The organism is Streptomyces sp. NK08204 (genome assembly GCF_020400585.1).
GTDB lineage: Bacteria > Actinomycetota > Actinomycetes > Streptomycetales > Streptomycetaceae > Streptomyces.
This window is the reverse complement of sequence record NZ_JAINVF010000032.1, coordinates 1-18691: the sequence shown is the minus strand read 5'-3', so window position 1 is coordinate 18691 and position 18691 is coordinate 1. Positions and strand designations below refer to the sequence as shown.

At 72.3% G+C, this 18691-nt stretch carries 15 protein-coding genes; 7 read left to right on the top strand and 8 right to left on the bottom strand.

The features are described 5' to 3' along the window. Positions 1–6 precede the first annotated feature (6 nt). Both K7G59_RS31015 and K7G59_RS31010 read left to right on the top strand, forming a co-directional pair. Positions 7–498, top strand: coding sequence for a macro domain-containing protein (locus K7G59_RS31015; RefSeq protein ID WP_225840014.1), 492 nt, complete (start codon positions 7–9; stop codon positions 496–498). After that, positions 495–1412 carry an adenosine kinase gene (locus tag K7G59_RS31010; RefSeq protein WP_225840013.1) on the top strand — a complete coding sequence of 306 codons (918 nt, stop codon included), beginning with the start codon at positions 495–497 and terminating at the stop codon, positions 1410–1412. Before K7G59_RS31015 ends, K7G59_RS31010 begins: the two co-directional genes overlap by 4 nt. Before the next feature lie 12 nt (positions 1413–1424). Here K7G59_RS31010 and K7G59_RS31005 read toward each other — a convergent pair whose 3' ends face one another. After that, entirely contained in the window at positions 1425–2918 is a 1494-nt protein-coding gene (locus K7G59_RS31005) for a M1 family metallopeptidase (protein ID WP_225840012.1), read from the bottom strand. 190 nt (positions 2919–3108) lie between these two features. Between K7G59_RS31005 and K7G59_RS31000 the strand changes: the two genes are divergently transcribed. Continuing rightward, complete coding sequence (locus K7G59_RS31000) at positions 3109–5064, top strand: Xaa-Pro dipeptidyl-peptidase (protein WP_225840011.1); 1956 nt, start codon at positions 3109–3111, stop codon at positions 5062–5064. A gap of 4 nt (positions 5065–5068) precedes the next feature. On the opposite strand, the gene K7G59_RS30995 is transcribed toward K7G59_RS31000, so the two are convergent. Next, entirely contained in the window at positions 5069–6016 is a 948-nt protein-coding gene (locus tag K7G59_RS30995; RefSeq protein ID WP_225840010.1) for an FAD-dependent oxidoreductase, read from the bottom strand. A gap of 79 nt (positions 6017–6095) precedes the next feature. Here K7G59_RS30995 and K7G59_RS30990 point away from each other — a divergent pair, with 79 nt between their 5' ends. Then, positions 6096–7736, top strand: a complete 1641-nt coding sequence (locus tag K7G59_RS30990) for an ABC-F family ATP-binding cassette domain-containing protein (protein WP_225840009.1) — start codon at positions 6096–6098, stop codon at positions 7734–7736. Here the strand turns inward: K7G59_RS30990 and K7G59_RS30985 are convergent. The 4 genes from K7G59_RS30985 to K7G59_RS30970 all read right to left on the bottom strand — a co-directional run bounded on the left by K7G59_RS30985 (position 7733) and on the right by K7G59_RS30970 (position 12867). Further along, positions 7733–8518 carry a calcium-binding protein gene (locus K7G59_RS30985; RefSeq protein ID WP_225840008.1) on the bottom strand — a complete coding sequence of 262 codons (786 nt, stop codon included), beginning with the start codon at positions 8516–8518 and terminating at the stop codon, positions 7733–7735. The two genes, K7G59_RS30990 and K7G59_RS30985, sit on opposite strands and share 4 nt — an antisense overlap. Before the next feature lie 96 nt (positions 8519–8614). Continuing rightward, a complete protein-coding gene (locus K7G59_RS30980; protein WP_225840007.1) occupies positions 8615–9184 on the bottom strand; it encodes a DinB family protein in 570 nt (189 codons plus the stop codon). A 90-nt stretch (positions 9185–9274) separates the two neighbouring features. After that, complete coding sequence (locus K7G59_RS30975) at positions 9275–11674, bottom strand: Tex family protein (RefSeq protein WP_225840006.1); 2400 nt, start codon at positions 11672–11674, stop codon at positions 9275–9277. A gap of 437 nt (positions 11675–12111) precedes the next feature. Continuing rightward, positions 12112–12867, bottom strand: coding sequence for an enoyl-CoA hydratase/isomerase family protein (locus K7G59_RS30970; RefSeq protein ID WP_225840005.1), 756 nt, complete (start codon positions 12865–12867; stop codon positions 12112–12114). Positions 12868–13051: 184 nt separating this feature from the next. Here K7G59_RS30970 and K7G59_RS30965 point away from each other — a divergent pair, with 184 nt between their 5' ends. Both K7G59_RS30965 and K7G59_RS30960 read left to right on the top strand, forming a co-directional pair. Then, positions 13052–13666 carry an HdeD family acid-resistance protein gene (locus K7G59_RS30965; protein ID WP_225840004.1) on the top strand — a complete coding sequence of 205 codons (615 nt, stop codon included), beginning with the start codon at positions 13052–13054 and terminating at the stop codon, positions 13664–13666. Positions 13667–13804: 138 nt separating this feature from the next. Then, on the top strand, positions 13805–14335 hold the full coding sequence (locus tag K7G59_RS30960; protein WP_225840003.1) for an ATP-binding protein: 531 nt from the start codon (positions 13805–13807) through the stop codon (positions 14333–14335). Between the two features lie 268 nt (positions 14336–14603). On the opposite strand, the gene idi is transcribed toward K7G59_RS30960, so the two are convergent. Together idi and K7G59_RS30950 are read right to left on the bottom strand one after the other, a co-directional pair. Continuing rightward, a complete protein-coding gene (gene idi, locus K7G59_RS30955) occupies positions 14604–15197 on the bottom strand; it encodes an isopentenyl-diphosphate Delta-isomerase (protein WP_225840002.1) in 594 nt (197 codons plus the stop codon). 233 nt (positions 15198–15430) lie between these two features. Next, on the bottom strand, positions 15431–16372 hold the full coding sequence (locus tag K7G59_RS30950) for a cation diffusion facilitator family transporter (protein WP_225840001.1): 942 nt from the start codon (positions 16370–16372) through the stop codon (positions 15431–15433). A gap of 454 nt (positions 16373–16826) precedes the next feature. On the opposite strand from K7G59_RS30950, the gene K7G59_RS30945 reads away from it, so the two are divergent. Continuing rightward, a complete protein-coding gene (locus K7G59_RS30945) occupies positions 16827–18632 on the top strand; it encodes a DUF5941 domain-containing protein (protein ID WP_225840000.1) in 1806 nt (601 codons plus the stop codon). The last annotated feature ends 59 nt before the right edge of the window (positions 18633–18691 follow it).

Below are 18691 nucleotides of genomic sequence, written 5' to 3'. Positions count from 1 at the left end.
GGCGTCATGTCGGAGATCACGTATGTCCGGGGTGACGCCACCGTTCCGTCCGTCAAGGGCGCCAAGGTGATCGCGCATCTCTGCAACGACATCGGCGGCTGGGGGAGGGGCTTCGTCCAGGCGGTCTCGCGACGCTGGCCGGAGCCCGAGGCGGCCTATCGCGCCTGGCACCGCGACCGCGCGAAGAACGACTTCGGTCTGGGCGCGGTCCGGCTCGTCAAGGTAGCCCCGGACGTGTGGGTGGCCAACATGATCGGCCAGCGCGGCATCCGCAGGGCGCGCAGCAGCGGCGCACCCGTCCGCTACGAGGCGATCGACTCCGCGCTCGCCCGCCTCGCCGACGAAGTGGTGGAACTCGGCGCGTCCGTGCACATGCCCCGCATAGGCTGCGGTCTGGCGGGCGGCAGGTGGTCCCGCGTGGAGCCGCTCGTCACCGAACGGCTGGTGAAGCGCGGGATCTCGGTGACGGTGTACGACCACGGGGAGGGCGGGGGATGACCCCACGCAGCGGAGCGATCGACGTCCTGGTGGTGGGCGGCGCCGGAGTGGACACGATCGTCCAGGTGCCCGAGCTGCCGCTGCCGTACGCGGACAGTTACATGATCGACTCCGGGATCCGTACCCGGGCCGGGCAGACCGGTGACTTCGTCGCGCTGGGCCTGGCCGCCCTCGGCCTGCGCACCCACCACCTCGACCTGCTCGGCGACGACCCCGAGGGCGACCTGGTCCGTGCCCTGCACCGCGAGCACGGCATCGGGCTCACCGCGCTCCCGCAGCCCGCCGGGACCAAGCGCGCGGTCAACCTCGTCGGCCCGGACGGACGCCGGCTGTCCCTGTACGACACCAGCCGCGCCCGTCCCGAGGACCGCTTCCCCGAGGAGACCCTGCGCCGGCTGGCTACCGCCGGCCGCCATGTGCACCTGACCATCACCCAGCCCGGCGCCCACGCCCTTGCGGTACTCGCGGGGACGGGCGTCCCGCTCTCCACCGACCTGCACGACTGGGACGGAGAGAACCCGTACCACGAGCCGTTCGCCTACGCGGCGGACGTCGTCTTCCTCTCCGCCGCCGCCCTCACCGACCCGGAGCGCACCCTGCGGCACATCGCGGAGCGGGGCCGGGCCGAGGCCGTCGTCGCGACCGCCGGTGCCGAAGGCGCGTATCTGCTGGCCGGCGGCGAGCTGACCCGGATACCGGCGGTGGCCCCGCCCGCGCCGGTGGTCGACTCCAACGGCGCGGGCGACGCCTTCGCCGCCGGGTTCCTCTACGGTCGCCTCAGCGGCGAGCCGCCCGCGCGGTGCGCCCTGTACGGCGCGATCGCGGGGGCGTACGCCTGCACGGTCCCGGCCACCCGCGCGGACGCGATAGGCCGGGACGAACTGCTCGAGCGGGCGGCCGAGCCGCGTCGGTGAGGCGTCCCGGGCTCAGTGCCCGTGGATGTCGTTCGTCGCCTCGATCTTCTTCCACGACTTCGGCCGCGCGACGGCGGTACCCGTCGTCGCGAGGGACGCCGCGCGTGCCGCGGGCGCGGCCGGCTTCGACGGCTGGAACAGCCAGGTGTCGAACAGCGCGGACAGTGACCTGCCGGAGACCTGCTCGGCGTACGCCTGGAAGTCGGCCACCGACGCGTTGCCGTACGCGTGCTCCTTCGGCCAGCCCTTCAGGATGGCGAAGAACGCGTCGTCGCCGACCTCGTTGCGCAGCGCCTGGACGGCGAGCGCGCCCCGGTCGTAGACGGCGAGGTCGAACTGGTCGTCCGGGCCCGGGTCACCCGGCTTGACCGTCCAGAACGGATCGTCGGCCGGATGCGAGGCGTACACGTAGTCGGCGAGTTCCTGCGTGGTGCCCTCACCCTCGTGTTCCGACCACAGCCACTGCGCGTACCGCGCGAAGCCCTCGTTGATCCAGATGTCCTTCCAGCCCTTGAGCGACACGTCGTCGCCGTACCACTGGTGGGCCAGCTCGTGCACGACCACCGAGGTGTTGGCGCCGTTCGCGAACTGCCGCGGGCTGTAGTAGACGCGGGTCTGCGTCTCCAGCGCGTACCTGGTGGTGGTGTTCGGGACGTACCCGCCGGCCGTGCTGAACGGATACGGCCCGAAGTAGCCGCTCAGCCAGTCCACGATCTCCCCGCTGCGCTCCACGCTCGCCCGCGCGGCCCCGTCGTTGTCGCCGAGGTCCTGGCTGTAGGCGTTGACGATCGGTACCCCGCCCTCCGAGGTGCCGGTGGTGATGTCGAACCTGCCGACCGCGAGGGTGGCCAGATAGGTCGCCTGCGGCTTGTTCTGCCGCCAGTTGTAGCGGGTCCAGCCCAGCCGCGAACTGGTCGACTGCAGGGTGCCGTTGGAGATGGCCTGGGTGCCGTCGGGCACGGCCACGGACACGTCGTAGGTGGCCTTGTCGCTCGGATGGTCGTTGCTCGGGAACCACCACCATGCGGCCTCGGGCTCGTCGGCGGCGACCGCCCCGTCCGGCGTGCGGTGCCAGGTGGTGAAGCCGTACGCGCTCTTCGTGGACGGTACCCCGCTGTAGCGGACCACCACGGTGATCGACTGGCCCTTGGCAAGCGGTGTCCTCGGTCTGACCACGAGTTCGTGCTCGCCCGAGGTGGCGAAGGAGGCCCTGGTGCCGTTGACCCGCACCTCGTTCACGTCCAGCAGGAAGTCGAGGTCGAAACTGGACAGGTCCTCGGTGGTCTTCGCCAGGATCGTCGCCGTACCCTCCAGCTGGTCCGTCTGCGGCTGGTAACGCAGTCTCAGGTCGTAGTGGGAGACGTCGTAGCCGCCGTTTCCGTAGTACGGGTAGTAGGGGTCACCGATGCCCGGTGCGCCGGGGACGTAGCTCGCGGCCGATGCCGGGATCGCCAGCAGGAGGGAGGCCGCCGCGAGTGCGCCCGGCACAAAGATTCTGCGGTGCACGTCAGCTCCAAGTCGTCGGGACAGCAAGTCTGTTCGGAGCCTATTGAGTCCCTGTGGCCCCTGCCCTGTCCATGGCCCCGACTGTCACACGATTGCCATTCGGCCGCCATGGACCCTGTGTCACCGAACGCCCTCTCTGTACAGGAAGTAGCGTCTTTCACACGGGAGTTGGCCGGGATACCGTCCCTGCATGCCGATACGCACGCGCTCCGCGATCTGGAGAACGCTCGCGACCGCGGCCGTCGCCTCTCTGACCGCCGCGTTCCTCACCCCCGCCACCGCCCGGGCCGCGCCCCGCGAGAGCCTGCCCGTGTACTCGTACGCGCACGCCGTCCGTGAGTCCGTATGGGTGGACACCGGCCTCGACGCCGACGGCGACGGGAAGTCCGACCGGGTCGCCGCCGACATCGTCCGGCCCGCCGAACCCGCCCGGCAGGGCCGCAAGGTGCCCGTCATCATGGACGCCAGCCCCTACTACGCGTGCTGCGGACGCGGCAACGAACACCAGCTGAAGACGTACGACACGCACGGCCACGTGGTCCAGATGCCGCTGTACCTCGACAACTACTTCGTTCCCCGCGGCTACGCCTTCGTCGGCGTCGACCTCGCCGGCACGAACCGCTCCGACGGCTGCGTCGACGTCGGCGGACGCTCCGACGTCCAGTCGGCGAAGGCCGTCGTCGACTGGCTGAACGGCCGCACCAAGGCGTACACCAGCCGCACCGGCACGAGGACCGTCAAGGCGAGCTGGACCAACGGCAGAACGGGCATGATCGGCAAGAGCTGGGACGGCACGATCGCGAACGGCGTCGCCGCCACCGGCGTCAAGGGCCTGCGGACCATCGTGCCGATCAGCGCGATCTCCTCCTGGTACGACTACTACTTCGCCCAGGGTGCCCCGCTCTACGACGGCGGGCCCGACGAACTCGCCGGCTACGTCGAGAGCGACGCGGCGCACACCCGCTGCGCGGCCGTCCACAGGAGACTCGCCGACGGCGCCCCGCGCTCCGGCGACTGGACCCCGCTGTGGACCGAGCGCGACTACGTCAAGGACGCGGCCAAGGTGCACGCGAGCGTGTTCGTCGTCCACGGCATGCAGGACCTCAACGTCCGCACCAAGCACTTCGGCCAGTGGTGGGACGCGCTCGCCGAGCACGGCGTCGAGCGGAAGATATGGCTGTCCCAGACCGGTCACGTCGACCCCTTCGACTACCGGCGCGGCGCCTGGACCGACACCCTGCACCGCTGGTTCGACCACGAACTGCTCGGCTACGACAACGGCATCGACCGTGAACCCATGGCCGACATCGAACGCCACCCCGACCAGTGGGTCACCTCGACCGCCTGGCCGCCGCGCACCACCCGCACCACCACCCTGCACCCGGCCCCCGGGACCGCGGCGGGCGTGGGCACGCTCGGCCTCCGCCCGGCCGACGGCACCGCGACCGTCACCGACGACCCCGGGCTGAGCGAGACCGACTGGGCCGCGCACCTCACCACGCCCACACCGGAGAAGGCCGGCTTCCTCACCGCGCCGCTCACCCGCGACCTGCGCCTGTCCGGCTCTGCCCAGGTGACCGTGACCGCCACCCCGACCACCGCCTCGGCCCACCTGTCCGCCGTCCTGGTGGACCTCGGCCCGGACACCATCCGCGACTACGCCGATGCCGCCGAGGGCATCACCACGCTCACCGACCGCACCTGCTGGGGCGCGAGCACGGCCGGCGACAGCGCCTGCTTCAAGGAGACCAGGGCCAGGACGGCCAAGGTCGACTACACGGTGTTCAGCCGCGGCTGGGCCGACCTCGGCCACTACGCCTCGCTCGCCCACGGCGCCCCGCTCACCCCGGGCAAGGCGTACACCATCACCCTGGACCTGGCGGCCACCGACCACGTCGTCCCCAAGGGCCACCGCCTGGCGCTCATCGTCGCCGGTACGGACAAGGACCTGATCGACCCTCCGTCCACCAGACCGACCCTGACCCTGGACCTGTCCCGTACGACCGCCCGGGTGCCGCTGGTCGGCGGCGCGCCCGCGTTCGCCCGCGCCACGTCCGGCAGCGCGTCGTCGTCCGGCACCACCGGGCCCGGGAACCTGGACGGCGTCCACGGAGCGCACACCGGTCTGCGCATCCCGCAGGGCTGACCGCTCAGGCGGCCGGACCCGCCAGCCCGGCCGCCTCGCGGGCGCAGCCCCACGCCACCGTGACCCCCGCCCCGCCGTGGCCGTAGTTGTGCACGAGTACCCGGCCACCGGGAAGGGGCTGCCGTTCCAGCCGTACCGCGTCGCGGGCCGGCCGCAGCCCCACCCGGTGGGCCAGCACCCGCGCCCCGGCGATCTCCGGCCGGACGGCCGCGCACCGGGCGACGATCGCCGCGGCGGTGTCCGGGTCCGGGGCCGGCGACCAGACATCGTCCTCGGCGGTACCGCCCAGCAGCAGCCCGTACGGCTGCGGCATGAAGTAGGTGGAGTCGGCCGAGGAGTGGCCGACGGACGTGTACCAGGTCGTGATGCCCGGGTTGGCCACCACGACGAGCTGCCCGCGCACCGGCCGCACCGCGGGATCGGGAACCAGTGAACGGGCGCCCAGCCCGGTGCAGTTGACCACGACCGGCGCGGGCACCGCGGCCAGGTCCGACACCGTGCGCTCCTCGACCGTGCCTCCCGCCCCGGTGAGCCGCTCACGCAGCCACGCCAGGTGGACCGGCATGTCGATCAACGGCAGCCGTGCCGCCACCCCGTCGGCCACCTCCCGCAGCCCCGGCACCCGGCGGGCCCACTCGCCCAGCCCCTCCAGCCGCGCCCCCTGGTGCACGCCCTCGACCAGGCGGACGCCCGTCTCCCCGGGACGGCCCGCCAGCTCCTCGTACACGGCGAGGGACGTCAGCGCCCAGGCGCCGGCCAACGGCTCGGGTTCGATGCGGTACGGCCACCACAGGCCGCCCGCGACCGCCGACGTCGTGCGCTCGGCGGGCTCCCGCGCCCACACCCGGACCCGCCGCCCCGACTCGGCCAGCACCACGGCCGTCGTCAGCCCGGCGATCCCGCCCCCGACCACGATCACATCATCCGCTTCGTCACGCGACTCGCTGTCCATGCCAGGACGATAGGGGCATCGGCGACCGGGGGACATCCGGCTGAGCGGCACTTCCTGGCCCGTTAGGATCGGCGTTCTGATGACTGCCACTCTCGTCGCCAAGAACCTCGCCGCCGGGCACGGCGACCGCTCCCTGTTCACCGGGCTGGACCTCGTCGTCGCGCCCGGCGACGTGATCGGGCTGGTCGGAGCCAACGGCGCGGGCAAGTCCACCCTGCTGCGCCTGCTCGCCGGACTGACCGCGCCCGAGCAGGGCGAGCGGAGGCTCTCCCCGCCGACCGCGACCGTCGGCCACCTGCCGCAGGAGCCGGAGCGCAGGCCGGGGGAGACCGTGCGGGAGTTCCTCGGCCGCCGCACCGGTGTGGCCGAGGCCCAGCGGGTCATGGACGAGGCGACCCAGGCGCTGGTGGACGGCGCACCCGGCGCCGACGACGCGTACGCGGTGAGCCTGGAGCGCTGGCTGGGCCTGGGCGGCGCGGACCTGGAGGAGCGTGCGGAGGAGACCGCCGACTCCCTCGGCCTGGCCGTGGACCTCGACCAGCCGATGACCACCCTGTCCGGCGGCCAGGCGGCCCGCGCCGGCCTCGCCTCCCTCCTGCTGTCCCGCTACGACGTCTTCCTCCTGGACGAGCCCACCAACGACCTCGACCTGGACGGCCTGGAACGGCTGGAACGCTTCGTCACCGGCCTGCGCGCGGGCACGGTCGTCGTCAGCCACGACCGCGAGTTCCTCACCCGCACGGTCACCAAGGTCCTCGAACTCGACCTCGCCCAGCAGCAGATCAACCTCTTCGGCGGCGGCTACGAGGCCTACCTGGAGGAACGGGACGTCGCCCGCCGGCACGCCCGCGAGGAGTACGAGGAGTACGCCGACAAGAAGGCCTCCCTCCAGGAGCGCGCGCAGACGCAGCGGGCCTGGATGGACAAGGGCGTGAAGAACGCCCGGCGCAAGGCGGGCAACGACAACGACAAGATCGGCCGCAAGTTCCGCAGCGAGGCCAGTGAGAAGCAGGCCGCCAAGGCCCGGCAGACCCAGCGCATGATCGAGCGCCTGGAGGTGGTCGAGGAGCCGCGCAAGGAGTGGGAGCTGCGCATGGAGATCGCGGCGGCCCCGCGCTCGGGCGCGGTCGTGGCGACCCTGCGCGACGCCGAGGTCCGGCGTGGCGACTTCACCTTCGGCCCGGCATCCCTCCAGATCGACCTCGCGGACCGGGTCGCCGTCACCGGGGCCAACGGCGCCGGCAAGTCCACTCTGCTCGGCGCGCTGCTGGGCCGCGTCCCGCTCGACTCCGGGCACGCAGCCCTCGGCTCGGGAGTCCTGGTCGGCGAGGTCGACCAGGCCCGGGGGCTGTTCCACGGCGCCGAGACCCTGCTCGACGCGTTCCGCGCGGCCGTCCCCGACACCGAGCCGGTCGACGTCCGCACCCTCCTGGCCAAGTTCGGCCTGAAGTCCGACCACGTGCTGCGCCCGGCCGCCACGCTCTCCCCGGGCGAACGCACCCGCGCGGCCCTGGCGTTGCTCCAGGGCCGCGGCGTGAACCTCCTCGTGCTGGACGAGCCGACGAACCACCTCGACCTGCCCGCCATCGAGCAGTTGGAGTCCGCACTCGACGCCTATGAGGGCACCCTGCTCCTGGTCACCCACGACCGGCGGATGCTGGACGCGGTGCGGGTGACCCGGCGCCTGGAGGTGGCGGACGGCAAGGTGACGGAGCGCTAGACGCCCGTCACGTCGACGTAGTCGCCGGAGGCCTTGGCCGATCCGGTCGTGCTGGTACCGGCGAAGCTCCAGCGCCAGTATCCGTCCGCGGAGGCCGTCACGGTGGTCGTGAGCGCGCCGCCGGTGCCGCTGGTCACCGTCTTCACGGTGCTGTAGGTCGAGGTGCCGGCCTTGCGGAACTGCAGCTTCACCGACTGGCCCGCGTAACCGCTGTAGGGGGTGCCCATCATCCAGTTGGCGCGGGTCAGCGCGCCCTTGACGGTGATCGTGCCGCCCTTGGCCACCGGCTCGGGGGAGGCGTCGGCGGTCAGCTTGGCGGCGCGCTTCATCAGGAAGGTTCCCGCGCTGTCCTTGTCGATGTAGTCGAAGTCGTTGGCGTCGACGGACGTCCACACGTGCCAGGTGCCCGCGGTGGCGTTGGTCATGGTGGAGTTGGGGTCGATCGTGATGCTGGTGGTGCAGTTGGAGGCGGTGGTGCCGGGGATGGGCGTGCAGTCCAGCGGGGTGTCGGAACCGGGGCCCGCGAAGCCGTCGGGGTCGTCGAAGGAACCGTGGTAGAGCCAGCCGTAGGCGTCCTTGATCCCGGAGTTGTCCGTGGCGATGATGCTGAGCGTGATCGTCTTCGGCGTGTAGTGGCCGACCACGACCGGTTGGCCGCCGTTGACGACGGCCTGGATGATCTGGGTGTCTCCGGCGCCGGAGTCGGCCCGGGCGTTCGACGCGGTGAGAGCGGACAGGGCCAGCGCACCCGACAGGGCGGCGACGGCGGAACGTCTGAGCATGGGTCCTCGTAGGGGTGAAGGGTCCGCCCGGAACAGGGCGGAAGGGAAACCGATCGAATGGTAGTGATCCGGCCGTTCTCTCCACCGCCCTTTGCGTCAAGCCTCCTTGGCCGCCCGCTCCGCCCGTTCCCGGTGCCGTGCCCACGCGGCGCCGTCGCCGGGGGCCATGTTCGTGCCGTTCGGCCGCTGCCCGGCCGCTCCGTCGATCAGCTCCCGCACGATGTCGGCGTGTCCGGCGTGCCGCTGGGTCTCGGCGATCATGTGGGTGAGGCTGTGGTGCAGTGTCACCTCACCTCCCCCCGGGATGTGTCCGACCGCGTCCAGGGGCAGCGAGGCGATGGTCTCGTCGGAGTGCGCCCAGGCCGCGCGGTACCGGCCGACGACGTCCTCGCGGCTCTCCTCCGGCCGCGCCCACAGGTCGGCGTTGGGCTCCGCGTCCCCGGTGATCCACAGGGGCGTGCCGTCGAAGGGCCGGCCGTAGGTGGCGCCGAAGTACAGGGCTTCGGCGCCGGTGAGGTGCTTGACGAGACCCAGCAGATTGGTACCCGTCGGGGTCAGCGGGCGCCGGACGTCGTACTCGGACAGGCCCTCCAGCTTCCACAGGAGGGCGTCACGGGCGTCCTGGAGATACACCCGGAGGTCGTGCTTGGGATCGGTGACGGTCATGGGGCGAGTCTGCCGACCGGGCGATCTTCGCGCACACGGTTTCGCGGTCCGGGCCGGGCGGCGTGACGCGCCCGGCCCGGACCGCGTCGGTCAGCGCTTGTTCGGATCCAGCAGCCCTGCCCGCCGCAACGCGTCTGCCATCGCGCTGTTGGCCGGCGGCGGCGCCTGACGCCCGCCGCGGTCGCCGCCACGGCCCTGCCGCTGCCCCTGGCCCTGACGCTGCTGGGGCGGCCGGTTCCCGCCACCGCGCTGCTGGCGGCCCTGCCCCGGGCCCTGGGCGGGGCCCTGGCCCTGCGGCGCGGCCTCGTCGTCCAGCCGCAGCGTCAGCGCGATCCGCTTGCGCGGGATGTCCACGTCGAGGACCTTCACCTTGACGATGTCACCGGGCTTCACGACGTCCCGCGGGTCCTTGACGAACGTCTTCGACATCGCCGAGACGTGCACCAGCCCGTCCTGGTGCACACCGACGTCCACGAACGCCCCGAACGCGGCCACGTTCGTGACCACGCCCTCCAGCACCATTCCCGCGGACAGGTCGGAGATCTTCTCCACGCCCTCCTTGAACGTGGCCGTCCTGAAGGCGGGCCTAGGGTCACGCCCCGGCTTCTCCAGCTCCTTCAGGATGTCCGTGACGGTCGGCAGGCCGAAGCTGTCGTCCACGAAATCGGCGGGCCGCAGGGAGCGCAGCACTGCGGTGTTGCCGACGAGGGAGGCGACCTCCTGCCCGGTCGTCTTCACCATGCGACGCACCACCGGGTACGCCTCCGGGTGCACGCTGGAGGCGTCCAGCGGATCGTCGCCGCCACGGATCCGCAGGAAGCCCGCGCATTGTTCGTACGCCTTCGGGCCCAGCCGGGCCACCTTCTTCAGCTCCGGGCGCGACCTGAAGGGGCCGTGCGCGTCCCGGTGCGCCACGATGTTCTCGGCGAGTCCGGAGGAGATGCCCGACACCCGCGAGAGCAGCGGTACGGACGCGGTGTTGACGTCGACGCCGACGCCGTTCACACAGTCCTCGACGACCGCGTCCAGCGAGCGGGAGAGCTTCACCTCGGACAGGTCGTGCTGGTACTGGCCGACACCGATCGACTTCGGGTCGATCTTCACCAGCTCGGCCAGCGGGTCCTGGAGCCGGCGGGCGATGGACACCGCGCCGCGCAGCGACACGTCCATGCCGGGCAGTTCCCTCGAGGCGTAACTCGACGCCGAGTACACGGAGGCGCCCGCCTCGGACACCACCACCTTGGTGAGCTTCAACTCCGGGTGCCGGGAGATGAGTTCGGCGGCGAGCTTGTCGGTCTCCCGGGACGCCGTGCCGTTGCCGATCGCGATCAGCTCGACCGCGTGCTCCTTCGCCAGCCGGGCGAGCTTGGTGAGGGCCTCGTCCCACTTGTTGGCCGGGACGTGCGGGTAGATGACGTCGGTCGCCACCACCTTGCCGGTCGCGTCGACCACGGCCACCTTCACGCCCGTACGGAAGCCGGGGTCCAGGCCCAGCGTCGCGCGCGTACCGGCCGGGGCGGCGAGCAGCAGGTCACGGAGGTTGGCGGCGAAGACGTCGACCGCCTCGTCCTCGGCGGCCGTCCGCAGCCGAAGGCGCAGGTCGATGCCGAGGTGCACCAGGATCCGGGTGCGCCAGGCCCAGCGGACCGTGTCCGTCAGCCACTTGTCGGCGGGGCGGCCCCGGTCGGCGATCCCGAACCTCGAGGCGACGATCCCCTCGTACGACGACGGGCCCTCGGTGGGCTCCTCCGGCTCCAGGACGAGGTCCAGGACCTCCTCCTTCTCACCGCGCAGCATCGCCAGGATCCGGTGCGAGGGCAGTTCGGTGAACGGCTCGGCGAAGTCGAAGTAGTCGGCGAACTTGGCGCCCGCCTCCTCCTTGCCCTCCCGCACCTTGGCGGCCAGCCGCCCGCGCACCCACATGCGCTCACGCAGCTCGCCGATGAGGTCGGCGTCCTCCGAGAACCGCTCGGTCAGGATGGCCCGCGCGCCCTCCAGCGCGGCCTGCGGATCGGCCACGCCCTTGTCCGCGTCCACGAAGGCGGCGGCAGCGGCCGGCGGCTCCACGGTCGGGTCGCCCAGCAGCCCCTCCGCCAGCGGCTCCAGGCCCGCCTCACGCGCGATCTGCGCCTTGGTGCGCCGCTTCGGCTTGTAGGGCAGGTAGATGTCTTCCAAGCGCGCCTTGGTCTCGGCGGCGCGGATCCGGGCCTCCAGCTCCCCGGTGAGCTTGCCCTGCTCGCGCACCGACTCCAGGATCGCGGTCCGCCGCTCCTCCAGCTCCCGCAGATAGCGCAGCCGCTCCTCGATCGTGCGCAGCTGCGCGTCGTCGAGCATCTCGGTCGCTTCCTTGCGGTAGCGGGCGATGAAGGGCACCGTCGAACCGCCGTCGAGCAGCTCCACCGCGGCCTTCACCTGCCGCTCCCGTACGCCGAGTTCCTCGGCGATCCTGCCTTCGATGGACCCTGCTTCGAGGGACTCGGGTGTCGTCACGATCCCGTACCGCCTTCTCCATGTGAGCCTGCGCGCAATTGTGGCAGGTGGCACCGGCAACCGGGGATCAGGGCCACGCCGCGCCGTTCCCGCGTCGTACCCCGCACCGCACGGCAGGAAAGGTGTGAAACGCGTCGCCGCGTCCATGCGGGGAGCCCGCGAGGCATCGACGGCCTGGCGCGGCGGACACCTGCAGCGGCTTCACCCTCGTACCGGACGGATCACTCATGCGCGGCGCCTCGTCCCGTCTTCGTCCGCACCGTGCGATGCCGCTCGCCCCTGCGGGTCACCACCCACCGGTGCACTGCGACGCGCGCCCAGGAACAGCCGGGGTCGAGGCCGGCCCCGGCCTGACCTGCGTCCGCCACGGGCCTGGGGCCCCTGCGACGGTGTCACCTCGTCGAGGAGCTCCGCACCGGCAGTCGCCCCGGCCTGCCTCACGGTGCGCCGGCCGCGCTCCAGGTGAAGCGCGGCTGCCTGCGCTCCAGGAACGCGGCGACGCCCTCCGCGGTGTCGCCGCTGCCGCGCGCCTGCGCGGTCCAGTGGGCGTCCCGGTCCGTGCGGCCGTCCGCGAACTCCTTCGCGGCGGCCTGGGTCAGCTGTGAGCGGGACACCAGGATCCGGGTCAGCTCGGCGACCCGCTTGTCCAGTTCGCCCTCCGGAAGCACCTCGTCCACGAACCCGGTGCGCAGCGCCCGCTGGGCGTCGATCAGCTCGCCGCTGAACAACAGGTACTTGGCGGTTGCCGGACCCACCAGCGAGACCAGCCGACGGGTCGATGACGCCGGGTAGACGATGCCGAGATTCGCGGGCGTCACCCCGAACAGCGCCTCCTCCTCCGCCAGCCGCAGGTCGCAGGCCGCTGCGAGCTGTGAGCCGCCGCCGACACAGTGACCGCGTACCGCCGCGAGGGTCGGCTTCGGGAACGCCGCCAGGGCCTCCTCGGCCGCGACGGCCAGCCCCTGCGCCTGTTCCGGCGACTGCCGCAGCGTGGAGATGTCCGCGCCCGCGCAGAAGGTCGCGCCCTCCCCGGTCAGTACCAGCGCCCGCACCTCCGGATCGCCCGCCAGCTCGCTCAGCAGGGGCGGCAGGGACCGCCACATCGCGACCGTCATGGCGTTGCGCTTGGCCGGATGGCGGATGACGACGGTGGCGACGGAGTCGGCGACCTGGTGCGACAGCTGGGGCTCCATGCGGCGGATGCTACCGACCGGGTGAGCCGTCCCGGGGGGCCGGGAGTGCCGCTGCGAGGTACGACACTGCGCCCGTGCGAGCCGGGGCACACCGGCGTCGCGGGTTTCCGTGCCTGTTACGGCACCCAGCTTGCCGGGGACAAAAGGTTCAAGAAGGAATAAATCTGGTTTTGAGGAGGCAGCGATGGCCAGGTCCGGCAGGCCCCGGGACAAAGCGAAGAACAACCAGGCGGCGAGTCTGCGCCGGGGCTTCGGCCTGCTCGCGGCGCTCGGTGTGATCCTCGTGCTCGCCGGAATCGTCGGGCTCGTGTACGTCGGCGTCGCCACGCTGACCACGATGCTGCTGTTCGGCTGGCTGCTGCTGATCGGCGGGGTCGTCGGGCTGCTGCACGCGGTCCAGTCCCGCGGCAGCAGCTTCTTCTGGCTCGGCGTCGTCGTCGCCGCCCTGAACATCGCGGCCGGCGTTGTCGTCATCCGGCTGCCCCACGCGGCGGCCGACGCGCTCACCATGTTCGCCGCGCTTCTGTTCCTGTCGGCCGGAATCTTCCGGCTGGTCGGCAGCCTCGTGGTGCGCGGCCCCCAGTTCGGCCTGACCCTGCTGCTCGGCGCCTTCGACCTGCTGCTCGGGGTCCTCGTCCTCGGCTCCTGGCCGAGCAGCAGCCAGTACGTCATCGGCGCCTTCATCTCGCTCGCGCTGCTCTTCGACGGCTTCGGCCTGATCGCCACCGGCTACGGCGGGCGGCGCATCGTCGGCCTCGTCTCGGACGAGGAGCACACCAAACCCGTACAACCGGAATAGTTCGCGAACCGGCGCGCGGACGACAGGAACGGTCCTACACGTGACGTTGTCATACTCAGGCGGTAAGAAACCGTTCGATACCCGCTGACTTGTGTTCAGTTCCGCGGAGTGGAGCGGATCCTTACCAACACTCGACGTGTGGTGACAATCGAGCGCGAGGGCGGCGACCGGACGAGGGACGACCACGGGCGCGGGGACGGACCGCGCCCGGCGGGGGCCGAGGGGCCGCCGCCGGACCCACTGCCGTACGAGGGCGTCTGGCGGTTCACCGCCGCCGCGGAGGACGCCTCCGTCCCGCAGGCCCGGCATGCCGTACGGGACCTGCTGCTGCGCCAGGGCGTACCGGTCTGCGACGAGGTGGCCCACGGACTGCTGCTCATCGTGTCCGAGCTGGTCACCAACGCGGTCCGGCACGCGGTGCTGCTGTCGCCCATGCTGGCCGTGGAGGTCGCCGTCGGGGCCGAGTGGGTGCGGGTGTCCGTGGAGGACAACCACCCCTACCGGCCGACCGCCCTGGAGGCCGACCACGCCCAGACCGGCGGCCGGGGGCTGCTCCTGGTCCGCGAGGTGGCCCGGGAGGCGGGCGGGGTGGTCGACATGGAACACACGGCAAGCGGCGGCAAGGTGATCTGGGCCGCCCTGCCCCTCAAACCGCCCGGACCACGGTGACGGCCCCCGACACCCGGCCCCGCCGTTCACCCGCTCCCTCAGCCGCGGAAACGTTCAGCTCCGGCATCCCGCGAGGCCGTGCCTACGCCAAGGAGGCGGTCAGCCACCGCCTGGTCCGCCCCCGCAGCCGGCGAACGCCGACAGCGAGCGGGGGTGCCTGCCCCCGAAGCGGCTGTGTCTGCACAGTGGGCCACCGGCCGGGACCACGTCTGCCGAGACGGCCGGATCCGCCGACGTCAGGCCGGGCCTCGCCGGCCAGGCGGTGTCCTCACCAGCCGGCCGAGGGGCCCGTCAGCTCCCTGATCGCCGGGCGGGCCGCGTCCAGTACGGTCATGAACCAGGCCGAGAAGGTGTCCCGGGCGTGCCGCTCGGCCAGCTCGGCCGCCGTCACGAAGGCGGTCGACTCGATCTCCTGCGGGTTCGGCGCGAGCGGGGCCTGTACCAGGCCGACGAAGAGGTGGTTGTACTCCTGCTCGACCAGGCCCGAAGCCGGGTCCGGGTGGTTGTAGCGGACCGTGCCCGCCTCCGCCAGCAGCGACGGCGACACTCCCAGCTCCTCGAAGGTGCGCCGGGCTGCCGCCGCGAACGGTGCCTCGCCGGGGTAGGGGTGGCCGCAGCAGGTGTTGGACCACACACCGGGGGAGTGGTACTTGCCGAGCGCGCGCTGCTGGAGCAGAAGCCGTCCCCGCTCGTCGAAGAGGAACACGGAGAACGCGCGGTGCAGCCGCCCCGGCGGCTGATGGGCGGCGAGCTTCTCCGCCGTGCCGATCGTCACGCCCGTCTCGTCGACCAGTTCCAGCAGGATCGCCTCTGCGGTGCCGTCGGACGAGCTGTGCGTCGTGGTGGCAGGTGTGATCGGCATACCCATCCTTCGCCTCGGTCTTCGCACCCCAAGTCTGCCGTACGAATCCGGCACTCCCGACAACGTCCGGACGTCCACGTTTCCACCCGAGCCGGGAGAAGGGTCCGATAGGTGATCATGCCCGGTCCGGCGCCCGCGAACCGTCCAGGCACACCGCGGGAGCGTGCCGCCGGACCGTGAACCGTCCCCGGTCGACGCGCCCTCCGGCCGTCCGCCCGCGCCCGTCCCGGCGGTCAGTGGCAGAGCCTCGCCTCGTGCTCCGCGTGCCCGCGCGGCTCCAGCTGGAAGGTGCAGTGCTCCACGTCGAAGTGGACGCCGAGGCAGCCCTGCAGTTCGTGCAGCATCTTCTCGTGGCCGATGGCGTTCAGCACCTCGGAGCTGACCACCACGTGCGCCGACAGCACGGGCAGCCCGGAGGTGATCGTCCAGGCGTGCAGGTCGTGCACGTCCTCCACGCCGTCGAGCGCCAGGATGTGCGCCCGCACCTCGGCCATGTCGACGTCCTTCGGTGCGGCCTCCAGCAGCACGTCGAGCGTCTCGCGCAGCAGCTTCAATGTCCTCGGTACGATCATCAGCCCGATGATCAGCGAGGCGACCGGGTCGGCGGCCTGCCAGCCGGTGGTGACGATCACCGCCGCCGAGATCAGCACCGCCACCGAGCCCAGCGCGTCCGCGGCCACCTCCAGGAAGGCGCCGCGCACGTTCAGGCTCTCCTTCTGCCCGCCCATCAGCACGGCCAGCGAGATCATGTTCGCGACCAGGCCGATCAGACCGAACACGATCATCAGGCTGCCTTCGGTGCCCGCGGGCGTGACGAACCGCTGGACGGCCTGGATCAGGACGTATCCGCCGACCACGAGCAGCAGCAGACAGTTGGCCAGCGCGGCGAGGATCTCGGCGCGGGCGTAGCCGAAGGTGCGGTTCGTGCTCGGCGGGCGGTTGGCGAAGTGGATGGCGAGCAGCGCCATGCCGAGGCCCACCGCGTCGGTCGCCATGTGCGCCGCGTCCGCGATCAGCGCGAGCGAGTCGGCGACGAGACCGCCGACGATCTCCACCACCATGATCGTGAGCGTGATGCCCAGCGCGATCCGCAGCCGGCCGCGGTACGCAGCCGCGGCCGTACCCGTGGCGGGTGCGTGGCCGTGCGCGTGCCCGTGGTCGTGCCCTGCCCCCATGCCAACCGCCCTTCGGTTTCCGTTCCGCAAGCCAGTGAACTACGGGCGGGGGGTACCGGGCAACGCGGCACTGAACACCGTTGTCGTCTGCGTTGACCTGCGGAAACGACGTGCAGGTCAACGCGCCGCCGCCCGCACCGGCCGCTCGCCGGCCGGCCGGGGTGCCGCCCGCGGGGCGGTGGCGGCGCATGCCCGGTCCCGGCGGCCCGTGTCCCGCATGCCCGGGGATGCCCGGCTCTGCGACGGCGGTTTGTGGGGCGAGCCCGGTTTCCCCGATGATGATCGCGGCAAAGGCCGGGGCAGCCCCCATGGACCGGGCCGTGAACGGCCGGTGAACACCGGCCCGGTGCCATCGGATAGCCTCTGCCGACATGCCGCCCGGGTGCCGCCGGCAGGGGCGCCCACCATGCAGACGACCGGCGCCCGCGCGCCGGCACCCAGGGAGTGAGTTCGGTTGTCGACCGCCATCGTCACGGGTCCGCCGGTCCCCGGATCGTCTCTCGACAGCGATCTGCGGGCCCTCGGCTTCGATGTGCGCATGGCCGCCGACGACGCCGAGGCGGAAACCCTGCTCGCGGCCGTCCCCGGTGACCGGCGCGTGGCCCTGGTCGACGCCCGCTTCGTCGGCCACCTGCACGCGTTGCGCCTCGGCCTCACCGACCCGCGCTTCCCGCTCGCCGCGCTCCCCGGCGCCGTCACCGCCCAGCCGGCCGCCCGGCAGGCGCTGACCCGGGCCGTGGCCCGCGAGACCTCCGCCGGCACGGGCACCCTCGCCGTCGACAGCCTCGCCGACCGCATCGTCACCGCCCTCGACACCGACGGCAGCCCCGTGCACCGCCCCGAGCTGGGCAGCCTGGTCGCCGCCGTCCCCGTCGACCCGCAGGGCCGCAACGAGGCACGGCAGGCCGTCGCCACCGTCGACGAGGAGGCCGTACGCCTGAAGTCGGCCGTGAAGTCCCGCGACGGGTTCTTCACCACGTTCTTCATCAGCCCCTACTCGCGTTACCTCGCCCGCTGGTGCGCCCGCCGCGGCCTGACCCCCAACCAGGTCACCACCGCATCGCTGCTGACCGCCCTGATCGCTGCGGGCTGCGCGGCCACGGGCACCCGCGCCGGGTTCGTCGCGGCCGGTGTGCTGCTGATGGCCTCCTTCGTGCTGGACTGCACCGACGGCCAGCTCGCCCGCTACGCCCTGAAGTACTCCACGCTCGGCGCCTGGCTGGACGCCACCTTCGACCGGGCCAAGGAGTACGCGTACTACGCCGGTCTCGCCCTCGGTGCGGCCCGCGGCGGTGACGACGTGTGGGCCCTCGCGCTCGGCGCGATGGTCCTCCAGACCTCCCGGCACGTGGTCGACTTCTCCTTCAACGAGGCGAACGTCGGGGACCCCGCCGCCACCGCCAACACCAGCCCCACCGCCGCCCTCTCCGGCAGGCTCGACAGCGTCGGCTGGACGGTCTGGGTGCGGCGGATGATAGTGCTGCCGATAGGCGAGCGCTGGGCACTGATAGCCGTCCTGACCGCAGCCACCACCCCGCGCATCACCTTCTACGCCCTCCTCGCGGGCTGCGCCTTCGCCGCGACCTACACCACGGCGGGCCGTGTGCTGCGGTCGCTGACCCGCAAGGCGCGGCGGACCGACCGGGCGGCGCGGGCGCTGGCGGACCTGGCCGACTCCGGCCCCCTCGCCGTCGGCGTCACGCGCGCACTCGGCAAGGGACTGCCCGGTCTCGCCGTACCGGCCGTGGCCCTGCTCGGCGGCGGCGCCGTCGTGGCCTGCTCGGCCCTGTCCGGCTTCGGCGGCGTGCTGCCGGTCGTCGGTGCCCTCGTCTACGTCCTCACCTCCGCCCTGGCCGTCGCCCGCCCCCTCAAGGGCGCCCTCGACTGGCTGGTGCCGCCGTTCTTCCGGGCCGCCGAGTACCTCACCGTCCTCGCTCTCGCGGGTAAAGCCGCGGTGAACGGTGCCCTCCCGGCCGCTTTCGGCCTGGTGGCCGCCGTCGCCTACCATCACTACGACACGGTGTACCGCATCCGCGGCGACGCCGGAGCGAGCCCGGCCTGGCTGGTGCGCGCCATCGGGGGGCACGAAGGACGGACGCTGCTCGTCACCGTCCTGGCCGCGCTGCTCACCGCCTCGCAGTTCACGGTCGCGCTCACGGTCCTCGCCGTGTACGTGGCCCTCGTGGTGCTCGTCGAGAGCATCCGATTCTGGGCGTCCGCAGGGGCGCCCGCCGTACACGACGAAGGAGAACCCGCATGATCGGCCTCGTGCTGGCGGCCGGCGCCGGACGGCGTCTGCGCCCCTACACCGACAGCCTT

Bases quoted from the DNA above. Each gene is read 5' to 3' on its own strand.
- K7G59_RS30980 (WP_225840007.1), bottom strand. From the start codon at position 9,184: ATGACCGTCACCGATCCCAAGCACGACCTCCGGGTGTATCTCCAGGAC.
- K7G59_RS31010 (WP_225840013.1), top strand. From the start codon at position 495: ATGACCCCACGCAGCGGAGCGATCGACGTCCTGGTGGTGGGCGGCGCC.
- K7G59_RS30970 (WP_225840005.1), bottom strand. From the start codon at position 12,867: ATGGAGCCCCAGCTGTCGCACCAGGTCGCCGACTCCGTCGCCACCGTC.
- K7G59_RS30985 (WP_225840008.1), bottom strand. From the start codon at position 8,518: ATGCTCAGACGTTCCGCCGTCGCCGCCCTGTCGGGTGCGCTGGCCCTG.
- K7G59_RS30990 (WP_225840009.1), top strand. From the start codon at position 6,096: ATGACTGCCACTCTCGTCGCCAAGAACCTCGCCGCCGGGCACGGCGAC.
- K7G59_RS30965 (WP_225840004.1), top strand. From the start codon at position 13,052: ATGGCCAGGTCCGGCAGGCCCCGGGACAAAGCGAAGAACAACCAGGCG.
- idi (WP_225840002.1), bottom strand. From the start codon at position 15,197: ATGCCGATCACACCTGCCACCACGACGCACAGCTCGTCCGACGGCACC.
- K7G59_RS30950 (WP_225840001.1), bottom strand. From the start codon at position 16,372: ATGGGGGCAGGGCACGACCACGGGCACGCGCACGGCCACGCACCCGCC.
- K7G59_RS30995 (WP_225840010.1), bottom strand. From the start codon at position 6,016: ATGGACAGCGAGTCGCGTGACGAAGCGGATGATGTGATCGTGGTCGGG.
- K7G59_RS31000 (WP_225840011.1), top strand. From the start codon at position 3,109: ATGCCGATACGCACGCGCTCCGCGATCTGGAGAACGCTCGCGACCGCG.
- K7G59_RS31015 (WP_225840014.1), top strand. From the start codon at position 7: ATGTCGGAGATCACGTATGTCCGGGGTGACGCCACCGTTCCGTCCGTC.